Origin of the sequence: Comamonas composti DSM 21721 (assembly GCF_000429845.1) — a bacterium.
GTDB classification, from domain to species: domain Bacteria; phylum Pseudomonadota; class Gammaproteobacteria; order Burkholderiales; family Burkholderiaceae_C; genus Comamonas; species Comamonas composti.
Genome location: NZ_AUCQ01000012.1, coordinates 106,433 through 124,238, shown reverse-complemented (window position 1 = coordinate 124,238; position 17,806 = coordinate 106,433). Strand labels below are relative to the sequence as shown.

General features: G+C 64.3%; 22 protein-coding genes. 15 read left to right on the top strand and 7 right to left on the bottom strand.

All coding sequences use genetic code 11. The features are described 5' to 3' along the window. Positions 1 to 136 precede the first annotated feature (136 nt). A complete protein-coding gene (locus tag G486_RS23420; protein ID WP_084455130.1) occupies positions 137 to 616 on the top strand; it encodes a JAB domain-containing protein in 480 nt (159 codons plus the stop codon). 68 nt (positions 617 to 684) lie between these two features. Beyond that, a complete protein-coding gene (locus G486_RS0108490) occupies positions 685 to 1,035 on the top strand; it encodes a DUF2958 domain-containing protein (RefSeq protein ID WP_027015161.1) in 351 nt (116 codons plus the stop codon). 85 nt (positions 1,036 to 1,120) lie between these two features. Here the strand turns inward: G486_RS0108490 and G486_RS0108485 are convergent, their stop codons facing one another. Continuing rightward, positions 1,121 to 1,447, bottom strand: a complete 327-nt coding sequence (locus G486_RS0108485; RefSeq protein WP_211233765.1) for a DUF3892 domain-containing protein — start codon at positions 1,445 to 1,447, stop codon at positions 1,121 to 1,123. Positions 1,448 to 2,011: 564 nt separating this feature from the next. Between G486_RS0108485 and G486_RS0108480 the strand changes: the two genes are divergently transcribed. The 3 genes from G486_RS0108480 to G486_RS0108470 all read left to right on the top strand — a co-directional run bounded on the left by G486_RS0108480 (position 2,012) and on the right by G486_RS0108470 (position 5,238). Beyond that, positions 2,012 to 2,839 carry a DUF932 domain-containing protein gene (locus G486_RS0108480; protein WP_027015159.1) on the top strand — a complete coding sequence of 276 codons (828 nt, stop codon included), beginning with the start codon at positions 2,012 to 2,014 and terminating at the stop codon, positions 2,837 to 2,839. A 75-nt stretch (positions 2,840 to 2,914) separates the two neighbouring features. Next, a complete protein-coding gene (locus G486_RS0108475) occupies positions 2,915 to 4,966 on the top strand; it encodes a ParB/RepB/Spo0J family partition protein (protein ID WP_027015158.1) in 2,052 nt (683 codons plus the stop codon). Between the two features lie 62 nt (positions 4,967 to 5,028). Beyond that, positions 5,029 to 5,238, top strand: a complete 210-nt coding sequence (locus G486_RS0108470; RefSeq protein ID WP_027015157.1) for a hypothetical protein — start codon at positions 5,029 to 5,031, stop codon at positions 5,236 to 5,238. Positions 5,239 to 5,352: 114 nt separating this feature from the next. On the opposite strand, the gene G486_RS0108465 is transcribed toward G486_RS0108470, so the two are convergent. Continuing rightward, positions 5,353 to 6,015, bottom strand: coding sequence for a BrnT family toxin (locus tag G486_RS0108465; RefSeq protein WP_027015156.1), 663 nt, complete (start codon positions 6,013 to 6,015; stop codon positions 5,353 to 5,355). A gap of 878 nt (positions 6,016 to 6,893) precedes the next feature. Here G486_RS0108465 and G486_RS0108460 point away from each other — a divergent pair. Beyond that, positions 6,894 to 7,208, top strand: a complete 315-nt coding sequence (locus G486_RS0108460) for a DUF736 domain-containing protein (protein WP_027015155.1) — start codon at positions 6,894 to 6,896, stop codon at positions 7,206 to 7,208. 85 nt (positions 7,209 to 7,293) lie between these two features. On the opposite strand, the gene G486_RS0108455 is transcribed toward G486_RS0108460, so the two are convergent. After that, positions 7,294 to 8,148 carry a hypothetical protein gene (locus G486_RS0108455; protein ID WP_156919949.1) on the bottom strand — a complete coding sequence of 285 codons (855 nt, stop codon included), beginning with the start codon at positions 8,146 to 8,148 and terminating at the stop codon, positions 7,294 to 7,296. 69 nt (positions 8,149 to 8,217) lie between these two features. Then, on the bottom strand, positions 8,218 to 8,508 hold the full coding sequence (locus G486_RS0108450; protein ID WP_027015153.1) for a helix-turn-helix domain-containing protein: 291 nt from the start codon (positions 8,506 to 8,508) through the stop codon (positions 8,218 to 8,220). Positions 8,509 to 8,731: 223 nt separating this feature from the next. On the opposite strand from G486_RS0108450, the gene G486_RS0108445 reads away from it, so the two are divergent. The 9 genes from G486_RS0108445 (at position 8,732) to G486_RS0108405 (ending at position 16,128) form a co-directional block, all read left to right on the top strand. Next, entirely contained in the window at positions 8,732 to 9,079 is a 348-nt protein-coding gene (locus tag G486_RS0108445) for a DUF2958 domain-containing protein (RefSeq protein WP_027015152.1), read from the top strand. Between the two features lie 341 nt (positions 9,080 to 9,420). Next, positions 9,421 to 10,170: a DUF2285 domain-containing protein gene (locus G486_RS0108440; RefSeq protein WP_012436207.1), complete on the top strand. Its 750-nt coding sequence runs from the start codon at positions 9,421 to 9,423 to the stop codon at positions 10,168 to 10,170. 83 nt (positions 10,171 to 10,253) lie between these two features. Further along, on the top strand, positions 10,254 to 10,535 hold the full coding sequence (locus tag G486_RS0108435) for a helix-turn-helix transcriptional regulator (RefSeq protein WP_012436208.1): 282 nt from the start codon (positions 10,254 to 10,256) through the stop codon (positions 10,533 to 10,535). Between the two features lie 26 nt (positions 10,536 to 10,561). Further along, complete coding sequence (locus G486_RS0108430; protein ID WP_027015151.1) at positions 10,562 to 11,407, top strand: replication initiator protein A; 846 nt, start codon at positions 10,562 to 10,564, stop codon at positions 11,405 to 11,407. A gap of 265 nt (positions 11,408 to 11,672) precedes the next feature. Next, positions 11,673 to 12,311 carry a ParA family partition ATPase gene (gene parA / locus G486_RS0108425; RefSeq protein WP_027015150.1) on the top strand — a complete coding sequence of 213 codons (639 nt, stop codon included), beginning with the start codon at positions 11,673 to 11,675 and terminating at the stop codon, positions 12,309 to 12,311. After that, the gene (locus G486_RS0108420) at positions 12,308 to 12,571 is read left to right on the top strand and encodes a hypothetical protein (protein WP_027015149.1); all 264 of its coding nucleotides are present in this window, start codon (positions 12,308 to 12,310) and stop codon (positions 12,569 to 12,571) included. Before parA ends, G486_RS0108420 begins: the two co-directional genes overlap by 4 nt. Beyond that, positions 12,568 to 13,101, top strand: a complete 534-nt coding sequence (locus tag G486_RS0108415; RefSeq protein WP_027015148.1) for a DUF2840 domain-containing protein — start codon at positions 12,568 to 12,570, stop codon at positions 13,099 to 13,101. Before G486_RS0108420 ends, G486_RS0108415 begins: the two co-directional genes overlap by 4 nt. Then, positions 13,098 to 13,661 (top strand): S26 family signal peptidase, encoded by a 564-nt coding sequence (locus G486_RS0108410; protein WP_027015147.1) that lies wholly within the window; start codon positions 13,098 to 13,100, stop codon positions 13,659 to 13,661. Before G486_RS0108415 ends, G486_RS0108410 begins: the two co-directional genes overlap by 4 nt. Before the next feature lie 472 nt (positions 13,662 to 14,133). Further along, on the top strand, positions 14,134 to 16,128 hold the full coding sequence (locus G486_RS0108405; RefSeq protein ID WP_027015146.1) for a relaxase/mobilization nuclease domain-containing protein: 1,995 nt from the start codon (positions 14,134 to 14,136) through the stop codon (positions 16,126 to 16,128). Positions 16,129 to 16,175: 47 nt separating this feature from the next. Here the strand turns inward: G486_RS0108405 and G486_RS24705 are convergent, their stop codons facing one another. The 3 genes from G486_RS24705 to G486_RS0108395 all read right to left on the bottom strand — a co-directional run bounded on the left by G486_RS24705 (position 16,176) and on the right by G486_RS0108395 (position 17,798). After that, positions 16,176 to 16,568 (bottom strand): enoyl-CoA hydratase/isomerase family protein, encoded by a 393-nt coding sequence (locus tag G486_RS24705; protein WP_253279287.1) that lies wholly within the window; start codon positions 16,566 to 16,568, stop codon positions 16,176 to 16,178. Positions 16,569 to 16,599: 31 nt separating this feature from the next. Then, the gene (locus G486_RS24700; RefSeq protein ID WP_255446752.1) at positions 16,600 to 16,893 is read right to left on the bottom strand and encodes an enoyl-CoA hydratase/isomerase family protein; all 294 of its coding nucleotides are present in this window, start codon (positions 16,891 to 16,893) and stop codon (positions 16,600 to 16,602) included. Positions 16,894 to 17,015: 122 nt separating this feature from the next. Continuing rightward, positions 17,016 to 17,798 carry an SDR family NAD(P)-dependent oxidoreductase gene (locus G486_RS0108395; RefSeq protein ID WP_015014604.1) on the bottom strand — a complete coding sequence of 261 codons (783 nt, stop codon included), beginning with the start codon at positions 17,796 to 17,798 and terminating at the stop codon, positions 17,016 to 17,018. Between the last annotated feature and the right edge of the window lie 8 nt (positions 17,799 to 17,806).

Here is a 17,806-nt window from a genome sequence, read left to right as displayed (position 1 = left end):
ACACCGTTCTTGCGGATCAAGGTCGGCGCGTGCTGCGCACGCTGACGTCCTTCGGCCTTCTTCGAACCTGTGACAGCTGCGCTGCGATGTGCCGGTTCCGGTCCCGGGCAATCCCGCCCGGTCACTGGAGTTCGCCATGTCGCTCGATCTGTTTCCTTTTTCTTCCCATGCTGCTGTCCCTGCATCCCTGTTGGTGCGCGATGTCGCAGGCTGCTACCGTGCGGCGGATCCTGCAGAAGTCCTGCAGGCGGCGCTGCGGGTGCTGGAAGGTCAACTGCGTGGCAGCGAGGTGCTGTCTTCGCCTCAGGCGGTGCGCGACTTCCTGCGAATCAAGCTCGCGACGCTGGAGCACGAGGTGTTCGCGGTGATCCACCTGGACGCGCAACACCGGGTCATCGAGTACGTGGAGATGTTCCGCGGCACGGTGAGCCAGCCGCATGGGCTCCCGGTTTTGATACGCGAAGGTCAGCGTGCCATGACATGGCACGAGACCGTTGTCAGGGTTGGTAGTGAGAAGGCTGGCTTGCTGTTCCCGTCATCGTGTCACGGCGTGCTCGCCGGCAATGACAGCGCGCGCGGACACGCTTGCGGCCTAACGGCCGTCATCGATCATTGACTGCTTGCGCTGCGCCGTGCCCCGGAAGGGTCGGGCAATCCCGCCCTGAAACCTTTCAGGAGTTCACCATGAACAACGCACTCATCACCGACGAGCACCGTATCGTGCTGCTGGCAAACGGCCGCGAATCCCTGCAGAACCCGGACTTCGATCCGGCGCCCGTGGTCAAGCTGTTCACGCCGGATGCTGGCGCGACCTGGCTGCTGACCGAGATCGATCCCGATGACCACGATCACGCTTTCGGGCTTTGCGACCTGGGCCTGGGGATGCCAGAGATCGGCTGGGTCAGTCTGCAGGGAATCGCGGCCTTGCGCGGACGGCTGGGCTTGCCGGTCGAGCGTGACCTGCATTTCCAAACCGAGAAGCGGCTGAGCGGCTACGCACGTGATGCGCGGCTGGCCGGGCGCATCGTCGCCTGATCCACGAAGGGGCGCCTACGCACCCTATCGCAGTGGATCGGAGAAGGCTGCCTTGCTCGGAAGATTCCGGAAGCAGTGCCCCGTGTCAGAACTCGGGTAGATGGCCCAGGTTGTCCCGCTCGGTGCTGTTCCTGTCGGTGGTCAGGTAGACATCGTCGATGAGATGCACCTGCGCTCCCAGCTTCCAAATGTCGTCTGCTTTCGTCCTGGTCTGGAAGGTGGCTTTGCCAAGGCGAATGAGATCTGCCACGAAGGCGCGAGAAACCATACGAGCGGCGCCAAGTGTTTTCGGCTTCTCCTCTCGCACATGCACATATTCGATGTGCTCGCGATCTTTGTTGTACCTGACCGCTGTGATGCAGAAATCTGCCATGTTCGCCTCCCTGTCGATGGCTTGATGCAAGTCGAACATGTTGGGGTGCAGGCAGACGTTTCAAGTGGCTCGCATTGATGACTGAGATGGGCGTCCCCGGCCACCTGGGAGATGGCCGGTCGCGCTGTCGTGCGCGTAGCGCATCGAGCCCCCGCGTCCTGCGGCCACGGTGTCTCGCCCCTGCCGGGCTTCCATCGTTCCCTCACGCTGCTCGGCTGACGCCTCCGGCCCGGCTTCCAGATCCGGGCCTGCGCGCTTCGCTTGCCGTGCGGTCGGCTTGTGGGATGGCCGTTGCCATGTCCAGCCGTCTTCCCTGACTCCATCACCTTGTCCGCGACTGTAGCCCGCGGCCGTGTGCCGTCAAGGCGCGCAGGGCCGTGTCCTCGCTGCGCTGCGGGCCGCACCCACCCTGCGCTTGTTTCCTTGACGGCCCCCGTCCGCGCGCTCCTTTGGCCGCGGGCGATGAACTCAGGAAAGACGGTGGCAACAGGGCCAACCGGGTTCCTCGTGCCGACCGCACCGAACAGCCGGAAGGCTGGGCTCCGAATCTTGGAATCCGGTGTGCGGTTTTCTTCAACAGCCATTTTGTTCAGGAGAAAGACCATGCAACTCGCGTCCCATTTCGCATCCCGTTCGCCGTCGCTGCGCAGCGACTACCCGCTGTCCGATGACCAGATTCGCAGGGTGGCCCCGTCCATCTTCGCGGATGCCCCGCATGAGAGCCGTTCCGAGCGGTACAGCTACATCCCCACGGCTGCCGTGTTGACCGAGCTTCGCAAGGAGGGCTTTCAGCCCTTCATGGTGTGCCAGACCCGCGTGCGCAATGAGGGCCGGCGCGAGCACACCAAACACATGCTGCGCCTGCGCCACGCCAACCAGATCAACGCCCGCGAAGCCAACGAAATCATCCTGCTGAACTCGCACGACGGCACGAGCAGCTATCAATTGCTGGGCGGCATGTTCCGCTTCGTGTGCAGCAATGGCCTTGTCTGCGGCAACACCGTGGGCGATGTGCGCGTGCCCCACAAAGGCGACGTGGCGGGCCATGTCATCGAGGGCGCCTATCAGGTGCTGGGCAGCTTCGAGCATGCGCAGGCATCGCGCGAATCCATGCAGGCCATTACCTTGGATGCCGGGGAATCGGAAGTGTTCGCCCGCGCCGCGCTGGCCCTCAAGTACGACGACCCCGACAAGCCTGCGCCCATCACGGAATCGCAAATCCTGATGCCGCGCCGCTTCGACGACCGCCGCCCCGACCTGTGGAGCGTGTTCAACCGCACGCAGGAGAACCTGACCAAGGGCGGATTGCATGGCCGTGCCGCCAATGGCCGCAGGCAGCAGACCCGGCCCGTGCAGGGCATCGATTCCGACATCAGCCTGAACCGCGCCCTGTGGCTGCTGGCCGATGGCATGCGCGCCCTCAAGGCCTGACCCCCTCTGACGTTTTCCCCGCCGGAGGGGCGGTTTCCCCTCCATTCCCTTGTTTCACTTGATTGGAGATTCACCATGAACGCCGTTACTTACACCGAAGCCCAAGCCCTCGACACCCGCGCCAACGTGCTGCAAGCTGCCGACCCGAGCAAGCACATGATTCTGGTTCCGCTGTCACGGCTGGTGCTGCGCCCCACGGGCCGCAACGTGCGCAAGACCGTCCCGCGCATGTCCATCCCCGAACTGGCCGCGAGCATCCAGCGCGTGGGCCTGCTGCAAAACCTGATCGTGATTCCCGCCGCCGATGGCCTGCATTACGAGGTGGTGGCAGGTGGCCGACGCTTTGCGGCCCTCAAGCTGCTGGCAAAGAAACACCGCATCGCTAAGGATTGGGACGTGCCTTGCCTGCAGGTGGCCGATGGCACGGCCCGCACCGCCAGTCTGACCGAGAACGTGCAGCGCGAGGCCATGCACCCGGCAGACCAGTTTGAAGCCTTCGCCGCGCTGGTGGCCGAAGGCCGGCCCATCGAGGACATTGCGGCGGATTTCTCCGTCACGCCGCTGGTGGTGCAGCGCCGCTTGAAGCTGGCGAATGTCTCGCCGCGCCTGATGGCGGACTACCGGGCCGATGCCGTGAGCCTTGACCAGTTGATGGCCCTAGCCGGGACGGATGACCATGCGGCGCAGGAAGCCGCGTTCTACGATGCGCCGCAATGGCAGCGCCAACCGTCCGCGCTGCGCGAACGCCTGACCGAGCGCGAAATCGACGCCTACCGGCATCCGCTGGTGCGCTTCGTCGGGCTGGACGCCTACGAGCAGGCGGGCGGCGGCATCCGCCGCGACCTGTTCGCGGAGGGCGATGCAGGCGTGTACCTGACCGACGCCGCGCTGCTGGAACGGCTGGCGCAAGACAAGCTGGCAGGCATCGCCGCCGAGGTGAAGGCCGAGGGCTGGGCTTGGGCTGATGCCACGCCGGGCGTGACCCATGCCGATCTGCACGCCTTCCAGCGTGCGCCGAGGGAGCGCCGCGAGCCGAACAAGCGCGAAGCACAGCGCATCGAGAAGCTGCAAGCCAAGATGCAGGAGGTGGCCGAAGCCATTGATGCCGCGACGGACGCCGACGACGAGGACAAGGCCGACGCTTTGCAGGAGGAAGGCGAAGTCCTGGGCGAGCAGTTGCAGGCGCTGGAAGATGGCTTGCAGGGATACGGCGCGAACGTGAAGGCCGCAGCTGGGGCCATCGTCACCATTGACCGCAACGGCGAGGCCGTGATTCATCGTGGGCTGCTGCGTGAAGCCGAAGCGAAGGCGCTGCGCACACTGGAGAAGCTGCGCCAAGGGTTCAGCGACCCAGATGCCGCGAACGATGACGAAGGCGAGGAAGACATGAAGCCGAAGGCCGCAGCGATTTCCGACCGACTGGCCCAGCGCCTGAGCGCCCATCGCACCGCCGCGCTGCAAATCGAGGTGGCCCGGCATCCGCAAGTCGCGCTGGCTGCGCTGGTGCATGACATGGTGCAGACCGTCTTGCAGGGCCGCTACTACGGCCACGATATTCCGCTGGGCGTGAGCCTGAAAGTCCAAGACCGGCTGGACGGCATGGCCCCGGACTGGCCCGAGTCACCGGCCGCCGTGGCGCTGCGTGAATTGCAGCAGGCGTGGAGCGGCAAGCTGCCCGAGGACAGCGCCGAACTGTTCGCCGCGCTGCTGACGATGGACCAAGGCGAACTGGTCAAGCTGCTGGCTGTGTGCGTGGCGGGGGTCGTGGACGTGGTGACGCCTCGCGCCACGGCGCAGCAGCCCGGCGCGGAACTGGCGCAGGCCGTGGGCCTCGACATGGCCGCATGGTGGCAACCGACGGCGGAAGGCTATTTCAAGCACGTTCCGAAGGCGGCGGTTTTGCAAGCCGTGGGCGAGTTCGCTCCCGAGAGCGTCACCCGGCTGGCGACGCTCAAGAAGGCCGACATTGCCAGCGAGGCCGAGCGGCTGGTGCACGGCAAGGGCTGGATGCCTGCAATCTTCAAGACGGCAGATGCGCCCGAGGAAGGCCTGCAGGATGCGGAGCAGGACGGTGCGGAAGAAGTCGCCACTGTGGCGGATGAACCCGCCGAGTCGCTGGCCGCTTGACCCGCGCCGAAGGCAAGCGCCCCGGCCTCGCCCGGGGCGCTTCGCTGGAAGGAGAACGCCCCATGACCCGCACCACCATCAGCCGCCCGCGCATGGCGGCGATCTACGCCCCCGGCACGGTGCGCGCTCGCCGCTGGCACGGCAATGGCGACGTGCGCGGCTACCGCCCGCCCTCGGGCTGGACCGCCCGCGCTGACCTTACCGACATGCACCCGATCTCGGGCCACGCCTTGGCGCGGGCCGTGTGGTTGATCATCGAGACGAAGGAATAACCATCGTCAGCACCGCGCCCAGGCCGTTCCGCCCTGGGCGCGGTGAGATTCAAAAATCCGGGCGCGGCTGTGGCCGCGCCCGGTAAGAACTCAGCATGCATTGATTCTTATGATTCAGTTTTGAGTAGATCGGTGGATTAGATTGACTTCTACAATTTCCATACATCGATCAATGAAGCCAACTCTTGCCTCTTCATCTGAAACAATTTCACCGAAAGCTTGCTCCATCGTTTTACGGTACTTTTCTCTTTTGGAACTCATGAGCCTTGATGATATGAATCGAAATTTTGCGTCCCTATGGTGCGCGATGGAAATCGTGTAATTCAGCTCTCTGATACCAGCTGGCGGCAACGCCAACTCGGCCCCCCCGTGCTTGAGGTTGAGATCAGAGAAAATGACGCACCGTTCTCCATCGTTCTCGTTTGGGCAAGGCACCATCAACGTTCCGAATTTCGTAGAGTAACTGACAACCTCGCCAAATCCGATGCCATGCTTGATGATGTTTTGTCCGTTCTTCGGCGGATCGTAGTCATAGATTTCGCAGCTTGAGTACGGGTGTGCCTCGTGAGGCAAAGACTCGTACACCTCTGGCATCAAGCTTTTTATCGCATACCCTTCGAGATCTGGCGCGCAACTGTAGCTGACGAGTATCTCGCCTCGTATGAATTTGAAAAGCAGATCTTGCCTATCCTTCGGTAATTTCTGGTTTTCAATTTTTTTCTCAAATTCCTCTCTGTCAAGGCTCTTAATGACTTGCCAAGCTTCGACTCTATTCATTTGATATTCCACATTTGTATTGATATGTAAATATCCCCGTTCTTATACCACTTGTCCGTCATCAACGATGATTAACGCCAAATGGTTCACATGACTAGGCTATCTGGCGTGTCGGCGCAAAGCGCCGCCGGGCTTTCGGGCTGCGCCCCGTGCCGACTTCGCTGTCACGGCCATTCGGCTTCAATCCCTCACGCCTTCGCGCCTGCGGCGCTGCGCGCTTCGCTTGCCTCCGGGGGATCGGCGCAAGGCCCATCCCCGCCGCGCGAGCTTGGCGCCCCTTGATACCGCCGAACCGGCTGCGCCGGATCGGCCAGGGTCAGCGCTCCGCCGCAATGGGCGGGGCTGGGGCGGGTACGCCGAGGCTTGCTGCGGCAGGTTGTGTGAATGCGTGCCGTCCTCAACGCTGACGGTTCTTGCCCATCACGTCACGAAGGACGGTTCACGGACATCCCGCCCGGCACCGCTATGGAGCTTCCACGCCACGCCTCAAGACCGGCGCCGCAAAGTGCGGCAGGGGCGTTCTCGCTTGTCGTCGGGTGGTTGACCTGGCCCGCGTCAGTGGGCGAGCCGGTGCTGCCTTCGTGCGGGAATGCCGAACCGGCCCTATCTCCATTCGGTGCGATTCGGCCCAAGGCGTCCTTGTGTTGTTGTGAATCCTGGCGGTGGCGCGGCTGCGCCTCGGGCTTCATGGCTGCAACCGTCCAGCGAAAACAATTTCCCCTCTGCTGCGCAGATTCCTCGCGGGACAAATTCTTTTCGCCTGCCGGCTCTCCACTGCGTTTCGACCGCAAGCGGTGCAGCCCGCCCATCCCCCGCCGGCCGGATCACAACAAGGACGCGATGGGCGCGAACCTTGTTCCACCCAAAGGAGATCCATCATGGCCAACATCGGCACCTTCACCGCAGACAAAGACGGCTTCACCGGCACGCTTCGCACCCTGACGCTCAACGTCAAGGTCAAGCTGATGCCCAACGACAAGGGGGACAACGAGAAAGCCCCGGACTTCCGCGTCCAGGCCGCCAGTCACGACATCGGCGCCGCGTGGAAGAAGACCAGCGAGGCCGGGCGGGAGTACATCTCCGTGACCCTCGACGATCCTTCGTTCCCGGCCACGGTCTACGCCCGCCTGATCGAAAGCGAAGACGGCACGCACGACCTGATCTGGTCGCGCAGCAAGCCCCAGGCGGCCTGACGGCCACAGGACCCCGCCCGGTGCGGCGGGGCTCCCTTTCACTTCGTCAGTATCGAAGCAAGCGAGCTCTCGATCTTTCTGCCGCTCACGGCAAAGAGGCTAGAAGATCGTCGAATGTCATGAACCTTACGCCGTAAGCTGTCGTCAGCCACGCACGGTTCGCGGGATCCAGAACAGAGTTGGTCGCGTTGCTGTTTCCGACATCGGACGAGCAAAAGACATCAATGCCGTAGGCAATGTGGGAAGCGATGGCATCTCCATCTGCCCATTCACCAAAAGCGCGCTCCACCGCACGCTCTTGGTGGATGTCCTTCGCGTTCTCTAAAGACTGAAACCATGCTGATCCTGGGTCTTGAAGCGCCAAGTTCTGACCAAGTGCCTTGACTTGTGCAATGCCAAGCCCGCGATGTTCAATGGCTCTTCCCACTTCGTGGACCTTGTTGGTCCAGTCGGCGAGAGCTTTCTCGTCCCCATTATCGAGATAGAACTCGTTGTTCGGATCGTTGATGGTGAATGCGCCGATGCGAGGCACGTCTTTCAGGACTCGCAGGCCCAATGCCTGAGCTGCTTTTACTCTGGCGATGACTTCCGGGTGCAAAGGCTTGCGCGCGGACTGTTCAACGGTGAAGTTCACCGTAACTGTCTCAATGTCGGCGCCATTTGCTTCAGCGCGAATCGCGTCGGGAAGATCTGCATTCCGTGTCACAGAGAGTTCCTCGGCCCCCTGCCTGAGCTTGGTACTGCCAAGGACTTCTGCTCGGTCCTTGCGCATGATTCCCTCGATGGTGAGCATGGTCACCGGATAGAAGCCTTGGATGCGCTTGGAAGCAAGTGCATCGCGGACCTTGCACAGTTGAGGTTGTCGATGGTCTTTGGGAAACCGCTCCGGTCGGCACGCGTAGTCCAAGACATTAGTGTCAAACGTCACTCGCAGGGTCATGGTGTCCTCCTTGTATTGTTGTCTGTGGAGCATAAGCGCCGACACTTGTAGTATTCAACATGCCAGTGGTCACTCGTCATCAGCCTCGCTGATAGATGCCAACTCTTGACGCACCTGCGCCAACAATTGATTGAACTTGCGCGGGTCTTTGCCGGCATACGCCAGCGTCAGCAGCGTGAGCGGGTGCACCTCCATGACCTCGCACAGCTCGGCCAGCTTGTTCAAGGTGGGGCTTTTGAGGTCGCGCTCCAGCGTGCTCATGTAGGTGCGGCTGGACACGTCGGAGAACGCCTCCTGGCTCAATCCACGCGCTTTCCTGATGGTCTTTAGTGCCTCCGACAATGTATGTTTCGCTGCCAACCCTAGATCCCCCCAAAATCCAAGATGACAGCCGATTGCGCCCTATGGGACTACAATCTATAGTGTTCATTCATGTGGACCTGCCGCTTTTGTACTTTTACGGAAATCCGTATCTGCGGTTTTGGACGGAAGCGCAAAGCCGTTTCTGTGCCTTTCCACAAACCCGCCGATACGGTTCTGCGCTTTCACTCTTCGGCGGTTTTGTACGAATGAGGGGGTATCTATGAACCGGCTCATCACCGAGGACGAGCGCAAGCAACTGCTGGAACACGGCCGGGTCCGGGCCGCTGGCTTGGCCAATGACCCGTTGCCCGTGGTGCGGTTGTTCACGCCAGATGCGCACGCCACCTGGCTGCTGACTTCGCTCGATCCCGTCGATGGCGACACGGCCTACGGCCTGATCGACCTGGGAATCAGCATGCCCGAGTTGGGGACGGTGAAACTTTCCGACTTGGCTTCCATCGTCGGGCCACGCCAGCAACCCGTCATGCGGGATCGGTATTTCCGGGCGGTACGCCCGCTGTCGGAATACCTGCGGCTGGCCCAGGACAACGGTTCCGTCCTCGATTGAGCCGTTCGCGCCACGGCCAAGCCGGGCGCATTGAGACTATTTCGGTCTTGCTTCAGACCTGTCAGGTCTTAGTTCGCACTGTTGCACCAAACCGGTGCCATCCTGACGCAAACAGTCATGATGCCGGCCGTGCCATCGGGCACGGTGGGTATCGCAGGAGGCCGCATTTCCTTGCGCGCCACCGTCGCATTCAGACGATCCAAGCAATCCATCGGATGCTTTTCGTCTTGACACGCAAGTTACTAATCTACCAGCTTATTCACGATTGGATGCTAGTTCGATGCGGTGACGTTTGCGTGTGAAACCGGTGACGGCCATCCTGCTCTACGGGAGTTTGCGTCATGGCCGAACCGCACCACCTCGCGCACTGGTATCCGACTGCCGCCTACCTCTACGTGCTGTGCCTGGATACGCTGGCACTGGCCTGGGAGTATCTGCGCCGCCATCCCGATTACCGGCTTGACTGGCTCCACCGTGCGCGCCGCCTCGATGCTGCGCATCGCTGGGGCTTGCGTCTGCTGGAAGACCCGGCCCTGGATGCGCGTGACGCGCATCCGGCCTGGCTGCCTGGCCATGAAGCCGTGGTGCAGCTCCACCCGGATGCAGATCCGCCGCCTGACGCTGCGGCCTTCGCCTTCTGGTGCATCCCCGGTCACAAGCAGCTGCTGCATGACGGCAAGGGCCTGGCGCTGATCGCGCGCAGTTCAGGCCATTGCCTGCGCTATGCGCTGGCGCCTGGCCTGGAGGACGGCATGGCCGTGGCTTACGCCCACCGCGGTCACGGCACCACGCATGTGCCCGACACGCCTGCGCCAATGGCGCGGCCCAGGCCACCGCCTGCGGCGCTGCTGGAGCTGCACACCCTGCAGGCGCTCGATGCGACCCTGGCGGGTGCGTCCTTACGCGACGTAGCTGAAGGCTTGTTCGGCGCGGATGCCGCAGCTGGTTGGTACAGCGACGGCGGCCTGCGCTCCAAGGTGCGCCGCCTGGTGCGGCGTGGCGATGCGCTGATGCGCGGCGGCTATCGCCGCCTAGCACAACTGCCGCCGCTTGAGAAGGGTCGTTTTGAAGAGAGCGCAAAACGACCCTGAGCACGAGGGCTTCGTTTTCTGATACTGCCTCCATCCGGTTGCGCTGTGTGGCCGGAGCCCTGCAACCGATGGAGGTTCTCACCATGCGTCCTGCTCCCTTGCGGCCTGCCGCTACTGTCTCGACCGCTGCCGCGCAACCGCAGCGTTATCTCACCAACGACGAGGCTGCCGATTACCTGCGGCTGTCGCCGCGCACGCTGGAAAAGCAGCGCGTGCTGGGTGGCGGCCCCAAGTTTCGCAAGTTCGGCCGCCGCGTCATGTACGCCGTGGCCGACCTCGATGCCTGGGCTGCGGATCGCAGCTTCGAGAGCACGTCCGATCCCGAATACGCCGAGCAGCACTCGGCGGACAGCCGTGCGCGCTGATCGCTGGAGTGCGGGTGGCCTTCGCCATGTCCAGCCCATCCGGGGCAGTCAGGCAGGAGCGCGAACAGCTCGATCTGTTCCGCGCCTTGCCGGGCGACATGGCGCCGCGCGACAGCCAGGACTTGATGGCCTTTCCGTTCTTCTCGCTGGCGAAGTCGCGGCGCACGGCGCCGATCGACTTCCAAGCCAGCGGCGTGACGATCCGCGTGGAGGGTACGGCCGAGCACGGCATCGCCACGATTTGGGATGCGGACGTGCTGATCTGGGCCGCCAGCCAGATCGTGGAAGCGCGCGACGCGGGCTTGCGCCCGTCGCGGCTGATGCAGGCCACGCCCTACGAGATCCTGCGCTTCATTGGGCGCGGTACGTCGCTGCGCGACTACCAGCGCCTCAAGGCCGCGCTGGATCGCCTGCAATCGACCACGGTGGCCACGTCGATCCGCGAGACGACCGGGCGGCGCCTGCATCGCTTCTCGTGGATCAACGAGTGGAAGGAGCTGGCCGATGCCAAGGGCACGCCCTTGGGGCTGGAGTTGATCCTGCCGGACTGGTTCTTTGCCGGTGTGCTCGATGCGGCACTGGTGCTGACCATCGAACCGGCGTATTTCCGGCTCACGGGCGGGATCGAGCGATGGCTGTACCGCCTGGTGCGCAAGCACGGCGGGCGACAGCCTGGCGGCTGGCAGTTCGACTTCCGGCACCTGTACCGCAAGTCGGGCAGCGTGGCGCGGTACTACGACTTTGCCGCCGACCTGCGGGCGCTGGTGGCGCGGCAAGCCTTGCCTGGCTACCAGTTGGGCATCGAGTACGCCTCGGGTATTTCCTCGCCGCTGTTGACGTTCCGGCCCGTGCTGCAAACGGCACGGGGATAACTGCGACAAAGCCTGTGGACGGACTCGTGCTATCAGGCAACAGAGGTATCGTGCTATCAGGCAACGAATCCTCGTGCTATCAGGCAACAAAATCGGCCGCGAAGCCAATGCTGGCGCGGGTTTCGGCGCCCCTTAACTTCCCTAACTTAAATTCTCTAACTTTTAGTAGAAGCGCCGCGTCTCGGTGGACAACCACCCAACCGGCGAACGAAGGGCACGAAAACCAGCAGCAACAGCCAGGCTTTCCAACGCGGAGGGCCAGGCCATGATCGTCGCGCTGCTCAACCAGAAAGGCGGCGTGGGCAAGACCACGCTCGCCACCCATATTGCCGGCGAGCTGGCGATGCGCGGGCAGTCGGTCATCCTGCTGGATGCCGACCCGCAAGGCTCCGCGCTGGACTGGACGCAGCGCCGCAGCCAGCAAGGTTTGCCAAGGCTGTTCAGCGCCGTGGGCCTGGCACGCGAAACACTGCACCAGGAAGCCCCAGAACTCGCCAGGCGGGCCGATCACGTCGTCATCGACGGGCCGCCACGCATCGCCGCCTTTGCGCGCTCCGCGCTGCTGGCGGCCGAGCGCGTGCTGATCCCCGTGCAGCCCAGCCCCTACGACCTGTGGGCCAGCGCCGAAATGGTGGCACTGATCCGCGAGGCGCAGGTGTTCCGGCCAACGTTGCGCGCGGCCTTCGCCATCAACCGGCGCGTCAGCACCACGGTGATCGGGCGCGAGGCACGCGGCGCCCTGGCCGAGCAGCCGCTGCCTGCGCTGCGATCGGAAGTGCATCAGCGCATCGTGTTCGCCGACAGCGTGGCCGCTGGCCGGCTGGCACGCGAGACGGCGCCGGATAGCGCCGCCGCGCGCGAGATCACTGCGCTGGTCGATGAACTGCTGCGGTGGCCGTCATGAGCAGTCCCGTCAGCAAACGCTCGGGCAAGCGCATCGGCATCGGCGCGCGTCCGCCCGCGAATCCGCACGCCGAGGCGTGGATTCGCCAGGGCAGCGCCGATGACCTCCAGAAAGGCGATCGCTACACAGCCCGCCTGACCCTCGACATCACGCCCGCCATGCGGGCGCGCATCAAGGTATCGGCCTTCACGCAAGGCGTCACGGTGGCCGATCTGTTGCGTGCGCTGCTGGAACGGGAATTCCAGGAGAAGTCCTCATGAACACATCCGCTTCGACGGCTTCGACTGCATCGGTGCCGCCGTCCATCCCGCCTCTCGGCGTGGCCGATGGCGTGCCGCTGACGCGCGTTGCGCTCGCATACATCGACCAGCGCTTCGACCTCTATCTGCGCTTCGGTGATCCTGCACGCATCATCCGGTTCGACCGCTGGCGACGCTGCGCGGTGTTCACGCCGAACGCGGTTCTATGCCGCATCCGCTGGCAGGCCAACGACTACGGCACGGTTCGCTGGCAACTCATGGTGATGCAGGCGTGCATGCCGATGGATAGCGCGCAGCGCATCCCCGGCGTGCAACCAGGCGCACGCCTGTTGCTGCACGCCGAGGGCGAGCAATCGGTGCGTGCCGTGCTGGCGCGCATCGACGCCATCGAGGCGCTGGGCATCGCGCCTGCTGGCGCCTCGCCCGCGTACTGGCGCACGCTGGGCAACCGGCTCGCGGCGCGCTTGCCGCTGCCCGAATACGGCGCTGAGCGGCACGCCGCTTGGCTGGCTGGGAGGGCGTTGTCATGACGGCCCATCCTCGCTCACGTTTGCGCGCTCGCCTCGTGCTGGCAGGCCTGTCCGCCTGCGGCCTCGCTGCGCTGGCCTGGGCGTCCTTCGTGCATCCACTGCCGCGCCTGACCTACAACCCATCCGACAGCGTGGCGGTCGGCTGGTATCGCGTCGATCCGCTGGGCCACGATACCAGCTCGCTGCCACATCGGCTAGAAGTGGACAGCATCGTGCTGGTGCCGCTGCCTGCCGAGGCTGCCGCGCTTGCTGCGCAGCGCGGCTACCTGCCGACGCGCATCCCGCTGCTCAAGCGCGTGGGCGCGGTCGCACCGCAGGAGGTGTGCGTCATTGGGGGCAGCGTCGGCATCGACGGCGTGCCTTCGGCCGCCGTGCTGCCTGCCGACCGCTGGGGCCGTCCGCTGCCATCGTGGTCGCAGTGCCGCCGCCTTCGGCCTGGCGAGCTGTTCCTGCTCAGCGTCACCAATCCGGCATCGTTCGACAGCCGGTATTTCGGGCCGGTCAGCGCAGCTTCCGTGATCGGCGTTGCGCGCCCGGTCTGGCTGGAGTCGCGCCCATGATGGCCGCCGATTCGCTGCACGTTGCCGTGCATTTCATCGTGCTATCGGGCGTGTCATTCTGCTGGCCGTTGTCATGTCGTCGCGCGTGCAGTGCGGGTGCCAATTCTTCGCATTGGGCACCGCACTTCGCGCTGCCTCCGGCGCAGCCGTCCCACGTGCAGGCGTCTTGCCTCGAACGCGGCTGGCCTGCGGCCATTGCCGTGTTCGCCGGGGCGCTGGCTGCTGGTGCAACAGCGCCACCGGGCCGCAGTTGCCGGGAGCGAGAACCTGGGGTGCGGGGGGAGGCAAATGCGGAAGGCAAGACAAAAGGGGGCGGCACTTGTTCGCCCGCAAAGCCAGTCTGCACGTGGGGGTGGCGCGGCACGGCGCGGCTTCGCCGCCGTGCCGCTTGGAGCGCGAAGCCCGCGCCGATACGGGCATGTCCGCGTGTTTCGCACGACGGGACACGCCAGAGCTTGCAAGGAGAACGGCCATGAGCGACCGCCGTGATGATGATTTTCGTGTGCGCCCCAGCGCCCCGAAGAACCGCGGCAAGGGCCAGGGGCAGAGCTTCGTTTCCCAGGTGCTCGAGCAGACCGGCAAGGCCAGCAGCGGCAAGTCCTCCTTGCGCCGCTCTGGGGGAACTGGCAAGGGCGCAGGAACCGGCCAGCGGCCCGGCTCGCGCCTGGGGCGCGGCCACACGGCGGCGCGCTTCGCGGGGGCGAAGCTCACACCCATGTCGCGGCGCGTGACCATCAAGACGCTGCTGGTCAACCAGCGCCAAGCCAGCCCGCAGTCGCTCGCCAAGCACCTGCGCTACATCGAGCGCGACGGCGCGGGCCGCGATGGCGAACCGGGGCGGGCCTACGGGCCGCAGACCGACGAAGCCGACCTCGACGCCTTCAAGGAGCGGGCCGTTGATGACCGGCACCATTTCCGCTTCATCGTCTCCCCGGAGGACGGCGCGGAACTGGACGACTTGCGCACCTATACCCGGCATCTGGTGAACCGCATGGAAGCCGACCTGGGCACGCGGCTCGACTGGGTCGCGGTCGATCACTGGAACACCGACAACCCACACACGCACCTGATCGTTCGCGGGCGCGACGACACCGACAAAGACCTCATCATTGCGGGCGACTACATCGCCCACGGCTTCCGCCATCGCGCCGCCGAACTGGCGACCGAATGGCTGGGGCCGCGCACCGAACTGGAGATCCAGCAGACCTTGCAGCGGGAAGTGGAGCAGGAGCGGTGGACGAGCCTGGATCGCACGCTCAAGCGCGAGCTGGGCGACGATGGCCTAGTGTATGCCGAACGGCTCAACGAACCGCGGCTGCAACGCCAGCGCCTGCTGCTGATCGGCCGACTGCAACGTTTGCAGCGCCTGGGCCTGGCCGACGAGATGCGGCCCGGCACCTGGGCCGTCCATGGCGACGCGGAAAAAACGCTGCGCGCCCTGGGCGAGCGCGGCGACATCATCCGCACCATGCAGCGGGCCATGCGCGGCGAGCCGCGCGAGCTGGCGGTATTCGAGCCGGGCGACGACGGCCGAACCATCCTCGGCCGCGTCGCCGCAAAGGGGCTGGCCGACGAACTGCGCGACCGGGGCTATCTGGTCATCGACGGGGTGGACGGCAAGGCCCACTACGTCGCGCTCAACGCCCGCGACGAGCTGGCGAACTATCCCGCCGGCGCCGTGGTGGAGGTGAAGGGATCGGCCGCCGTGCGCGCGGCCGACAAGAACATCGCCGCGCTGGCGAGCGATGGCCTGTACCGCACCGACCACCACCTTGCCATCGCGCAGGGTCAGGCCGTGCCCGGCCGCGATCCGCAGGAAGTGGTCGCGTCCCACGTCCGCCGGCTGGAAGCCTTGCGCCGTGCCGGTATCGTGGAACGGGTGGCCGAGGGGCTATGGAAGGTGCCGGACGACCTGCCCGAGCAGGGCCGTCGCTACGATGCGCAGCGCCTGGGCGGCGTGGCGGTGGAGCTGAAATCGCACCTGCCCATCGAGCGGCAGGCCCGCGTGATCGGAGCCACCTGGCTCGACCAGCAGTTGATCGGCGGCGGCTCGGGCCTGGGCAACCTGGGCTTTGGCAGCGAGGTCAACCAGGCGATGCAGCAGCGCGCCGAATTCCTGGCCGAACAGGGGCTGGCAGAGCGGCGCGGGCAGCGCGTAATCCTCGCGCGCAATCTATTGGCGACACTACGCGATCGGGATGTGATTCGGGCTGCCAAGGATATTGCCACCGAAACCGGGCTGGAACACCGTCTGGCGGCCGATGGCCAGCGCGTGACCGGCATCTACCGGCGCAGCCTCATGCTCGCCAGTGGCCGCTTTGCCATGCTCGATGATGGTATGGGGTTCAGCTTGGTGCCATGGACGCCGGTCATCGAACAACGACTCGGCATGCTGATTTCTGGGCAGGTACATGGTGGCACCCTATCCTGGCAAATCCGACGGCAGCAGGGTTTATCCGTTACCTGACGCCAGCAGCGATTGAGCACCTACCGACCGGATGCGTCTACAGCCGTTCAGCGTCCGGCAAACTGCGGGACTCGCTTTGCGACGAACGCGTGAACCGCTTCCAGCGAATCTGTGGTTTTCGAGGCTCGATTCATTTCGGCCGCCTCCAGCCTCAATGAGGTCGCCAGATCACTCTCGAAGGCAGCGAGTTGCAGGCGCTTGGCGCCCGCATAACCTTGCGTTGGTCCGACCGAAAATTGCACCGCCATACGCCGCGCTTCGCCCAGCAGGCTCTCGCCAGGAACCACTTTCTCGACCAATCCCCAGGCCAAGGCCTCGTCCGAACTGACTACGCGATTGGTCAAGATCATGTCTCGTGCGCGTCGTCCACCCACTGCGCGTGGAAGTAGCCAGCTGATGCCGAAATCCCCCGCGTATCCGAGGCCGGTATGGGCCGCCACAAACTTCGTCCCACTTGCGGCAATCAGGTAGTCAGAAGGCCAAGGCAAGCCCGAGACCGCCTCCGGCTACCGCGCCTTGTACGGCGCAGACTACCGGGAACGGCAGGCTGGCGAATTGAGGAATCATGCTTTCGGCCACTCTCAGTTCGTCATCGACCAAGGTAGACAACGCATCGCCTGCGGCCACCATTTCTTCGATGTCGCCTCCGCAACTGAACATCCGGCCCTCGCCGCGCAGCAGCAAAGCTCGGATCGAGCCATCGCGTTCGACATCTGCAATGACACCAGCGAGCACGTTTACGACCGACGTGCTCAACGCATTCATTTTTTTGGCGAGTTGAGTGTTATGGTCGCGACGGCACCATTCTTTTCGAGAATTACCGGATTTCCAGGCATGCTGACGTTCCCTGATTGATCAAAATTTCAGCGTCAGCGTCAGCGTCAGCGTCAGCGCGGCGCCATGCGAATGGCACCATCCACACGAATGGACTCGGCATTCATGTAGCCGCAAGTAACGAGAAACTCGACGGCCTGCGCGAATTCATCGGGGTCGCCTAAACGCTTGGGGAAGGGCACGCTGGCCGCCAGCGCCTGTTTGACGTTGTCCGGCAGACCCAGCAGCAACGGTGTACCGAAGATCCCCGGCATGATGGTGTTGATCCGGATCCCTTCGTCCATCATGTCGCGCGCGATTGGCAGGGTCATGCCCACGATGGCTGCCTTGCTGGCCGCATAGCTGGCCTGGCCGACCTGGCCGTCCTGCGCGGCGGCCGAAGCAGTGTTGACGATGGCGCCGCGGTCGCCATCGGCCAGCGGCGCGAGCGTCAACATGCCCGCAGCTGACTTGGCGATGCAGCGGAAGGTGCCCACCAGGTTGATCTGAATGATGCGATTGAAACGATCTGCCGCGCATGGGCGGATTTCGCCGGTTTTCTTGTCGCGGCTGACAGTCTTGACGGCATCGGCAGTGCCGGCGCAGTTGACCAGAATGCGTTCCTGCCCAATGGCCGCGCGGGCCTTGGCGAAGGCGGCGTCCACCTGCTCCTCGGACATCACGTCCACATTGCAGTAAACGCCGCCGAGTTCGCTAGCCAACGCCTGGCCGACGGTTTCGTTCATGTCGAAGATGGCGACTTTGACGCCATGGCTGGCCAAACGCCGGGCCGTGGCGGCTCCCAGGCCGGAAGCGCCCCCGGTGATGACGGCAGAGATGTCGGAGTTCAGTTGCATGGTTTTTC

Bases quoted from the DNA above. Each gene is read 5' to 3' on its own strand.
- G486_RS24700 (WP_255446752.1), bottom strand. From the start codon at position 16,893: ATGAATGCGTTGAGCACGTCGGTCGTAAACGTGCTCGCTGGTGTCATT.
- G486_RS0108460 (WP_027015155.1), top strand. From the start codon at position 6,894: ATGGCCAACATCGGCACCTTCACCGCAGACAAAGACGGCTTCACCGGC.
- G486_RS0108490 (WP_027015161.1), top strand. From the start codon at position 685: ATGAACAACGCACTCATCACCGACGAGCACCGTATCGTGCTGCTGGCA.
- G486_RS0108455 (WP_156919949.1), bottom strand. From the start codon at position 8,148: ATGACCCTGCGAGTGACGTTTGACACTAATGTCTTGGACTACGCGTGC.
- G486_RS0108485 (WP_211233765.1), bottom strand. From the start codon at position 1,447: ATGTTCGACTTGCATCAAGCCATCGACAGGGAGGCGAACATGGCAGAT.
- G486_RS0108470 (WP_027015157.1), top strand. From the start codon at position 5,029: ATGACCCGCACCACCATCAGCCGCCCGCGCATGGCGGCGATCTACGCC.
- G486_RS23420 (WP_084455130.1), top strand. From the start codon at position 137: ATGTCGCTCGATCTGTTTCCTTTTTCTTCCCATGCTGCTGTCCCTGCA.
- G486_RS0108415 (WP_027015148.1), top strand. From the start codon at position 12,568: ATGAACACATCCGCTTCGACGGCTTCGACTGCATCGGTGCCGCCGTCC.
- G486_RS0108440 (WP_012436207.1), top strand. From the start codon at position 9,421: ATGGCCGAACCGCACCACCTCGCGCACTGGTATCCGACTGCCGCCTAC.
- G486_RS0108480 (WP_027015159.1), top strand. From the start codon at position 2,012: ATGCAACTCGCGTCCCATTTCGCATCCCGTTCGCCGTCGCTGCGCAGC.
- G486_RS0108435 (WP_012436208.1), top strand. From the start codon at position 10,254: ATGCGTCCTGCTCCCTTGCGGCCTGCCGCTACTGTCTCGACCGCTGCC.
- G486_RS0108445 (WP_027015152.1), top strand. From the start codon at position 8,732: ATGAACCGGCTCATCACCGAGGACGAGCGCAAGCAACTGCTGGAACAC.
- G486_RS0108405 (WP_027015146.1), top strand. From the start codon at position 14,134: ATGAGCGACCGCCGTGATGATGATTTTCGTGTGCGCCCCAGCGCCCCG.
- G486_RS0108395 (WP_015014604.1), bottom strand. From the start codon at position 17,798: ATGCAACTGAACTCCGACATCTCTGCCGTCATCACCGGGGGCGCTTCC.
- parA (WP_027015150.1), top strand. From the start codon at position 11,673: ATGATCGTCGCGCTGCTCAACCAGAAAGGCGGCGTGGGCAAGACCACG.
- G486_RS0108475 (WP_027015158.1), top strand. From the start codon at position 2,915: ATGAACGCCGTTACTTACACCGAAGCCCAAGCCCTCGACACCCGCGCC.
- G486_RS0108410 (WP_027015147.1), top strand. From the start codon at position 13,098: ATGACGGCCCATCCTCGCTCACGTTTGCGCGCTCGCCTCGTGCTGGCA.
- G486_RS0108420 (WP_027015149.1), top strand. From the start codon at position 12,308: ATGAGCAGTCCCGTCAGCAAACGCTCGGGCAAGCGCATCGGCATCGGC.
- G486_RS0108430 (WP_027015151.1), top strand. From the start codon at position 10,562: ATGTCCAGCCCATCCGGGGCAGTCAGGCAGGAGCGCGAACAGCTCGAT.
- G486_RS0108465 (WP_027015156.1), bottom strand. From the start codon at position 6,015: ATGAATAGAGTCGAAGCTTGGCAAGTCATTAAGAGCCTTGACAGAGAG.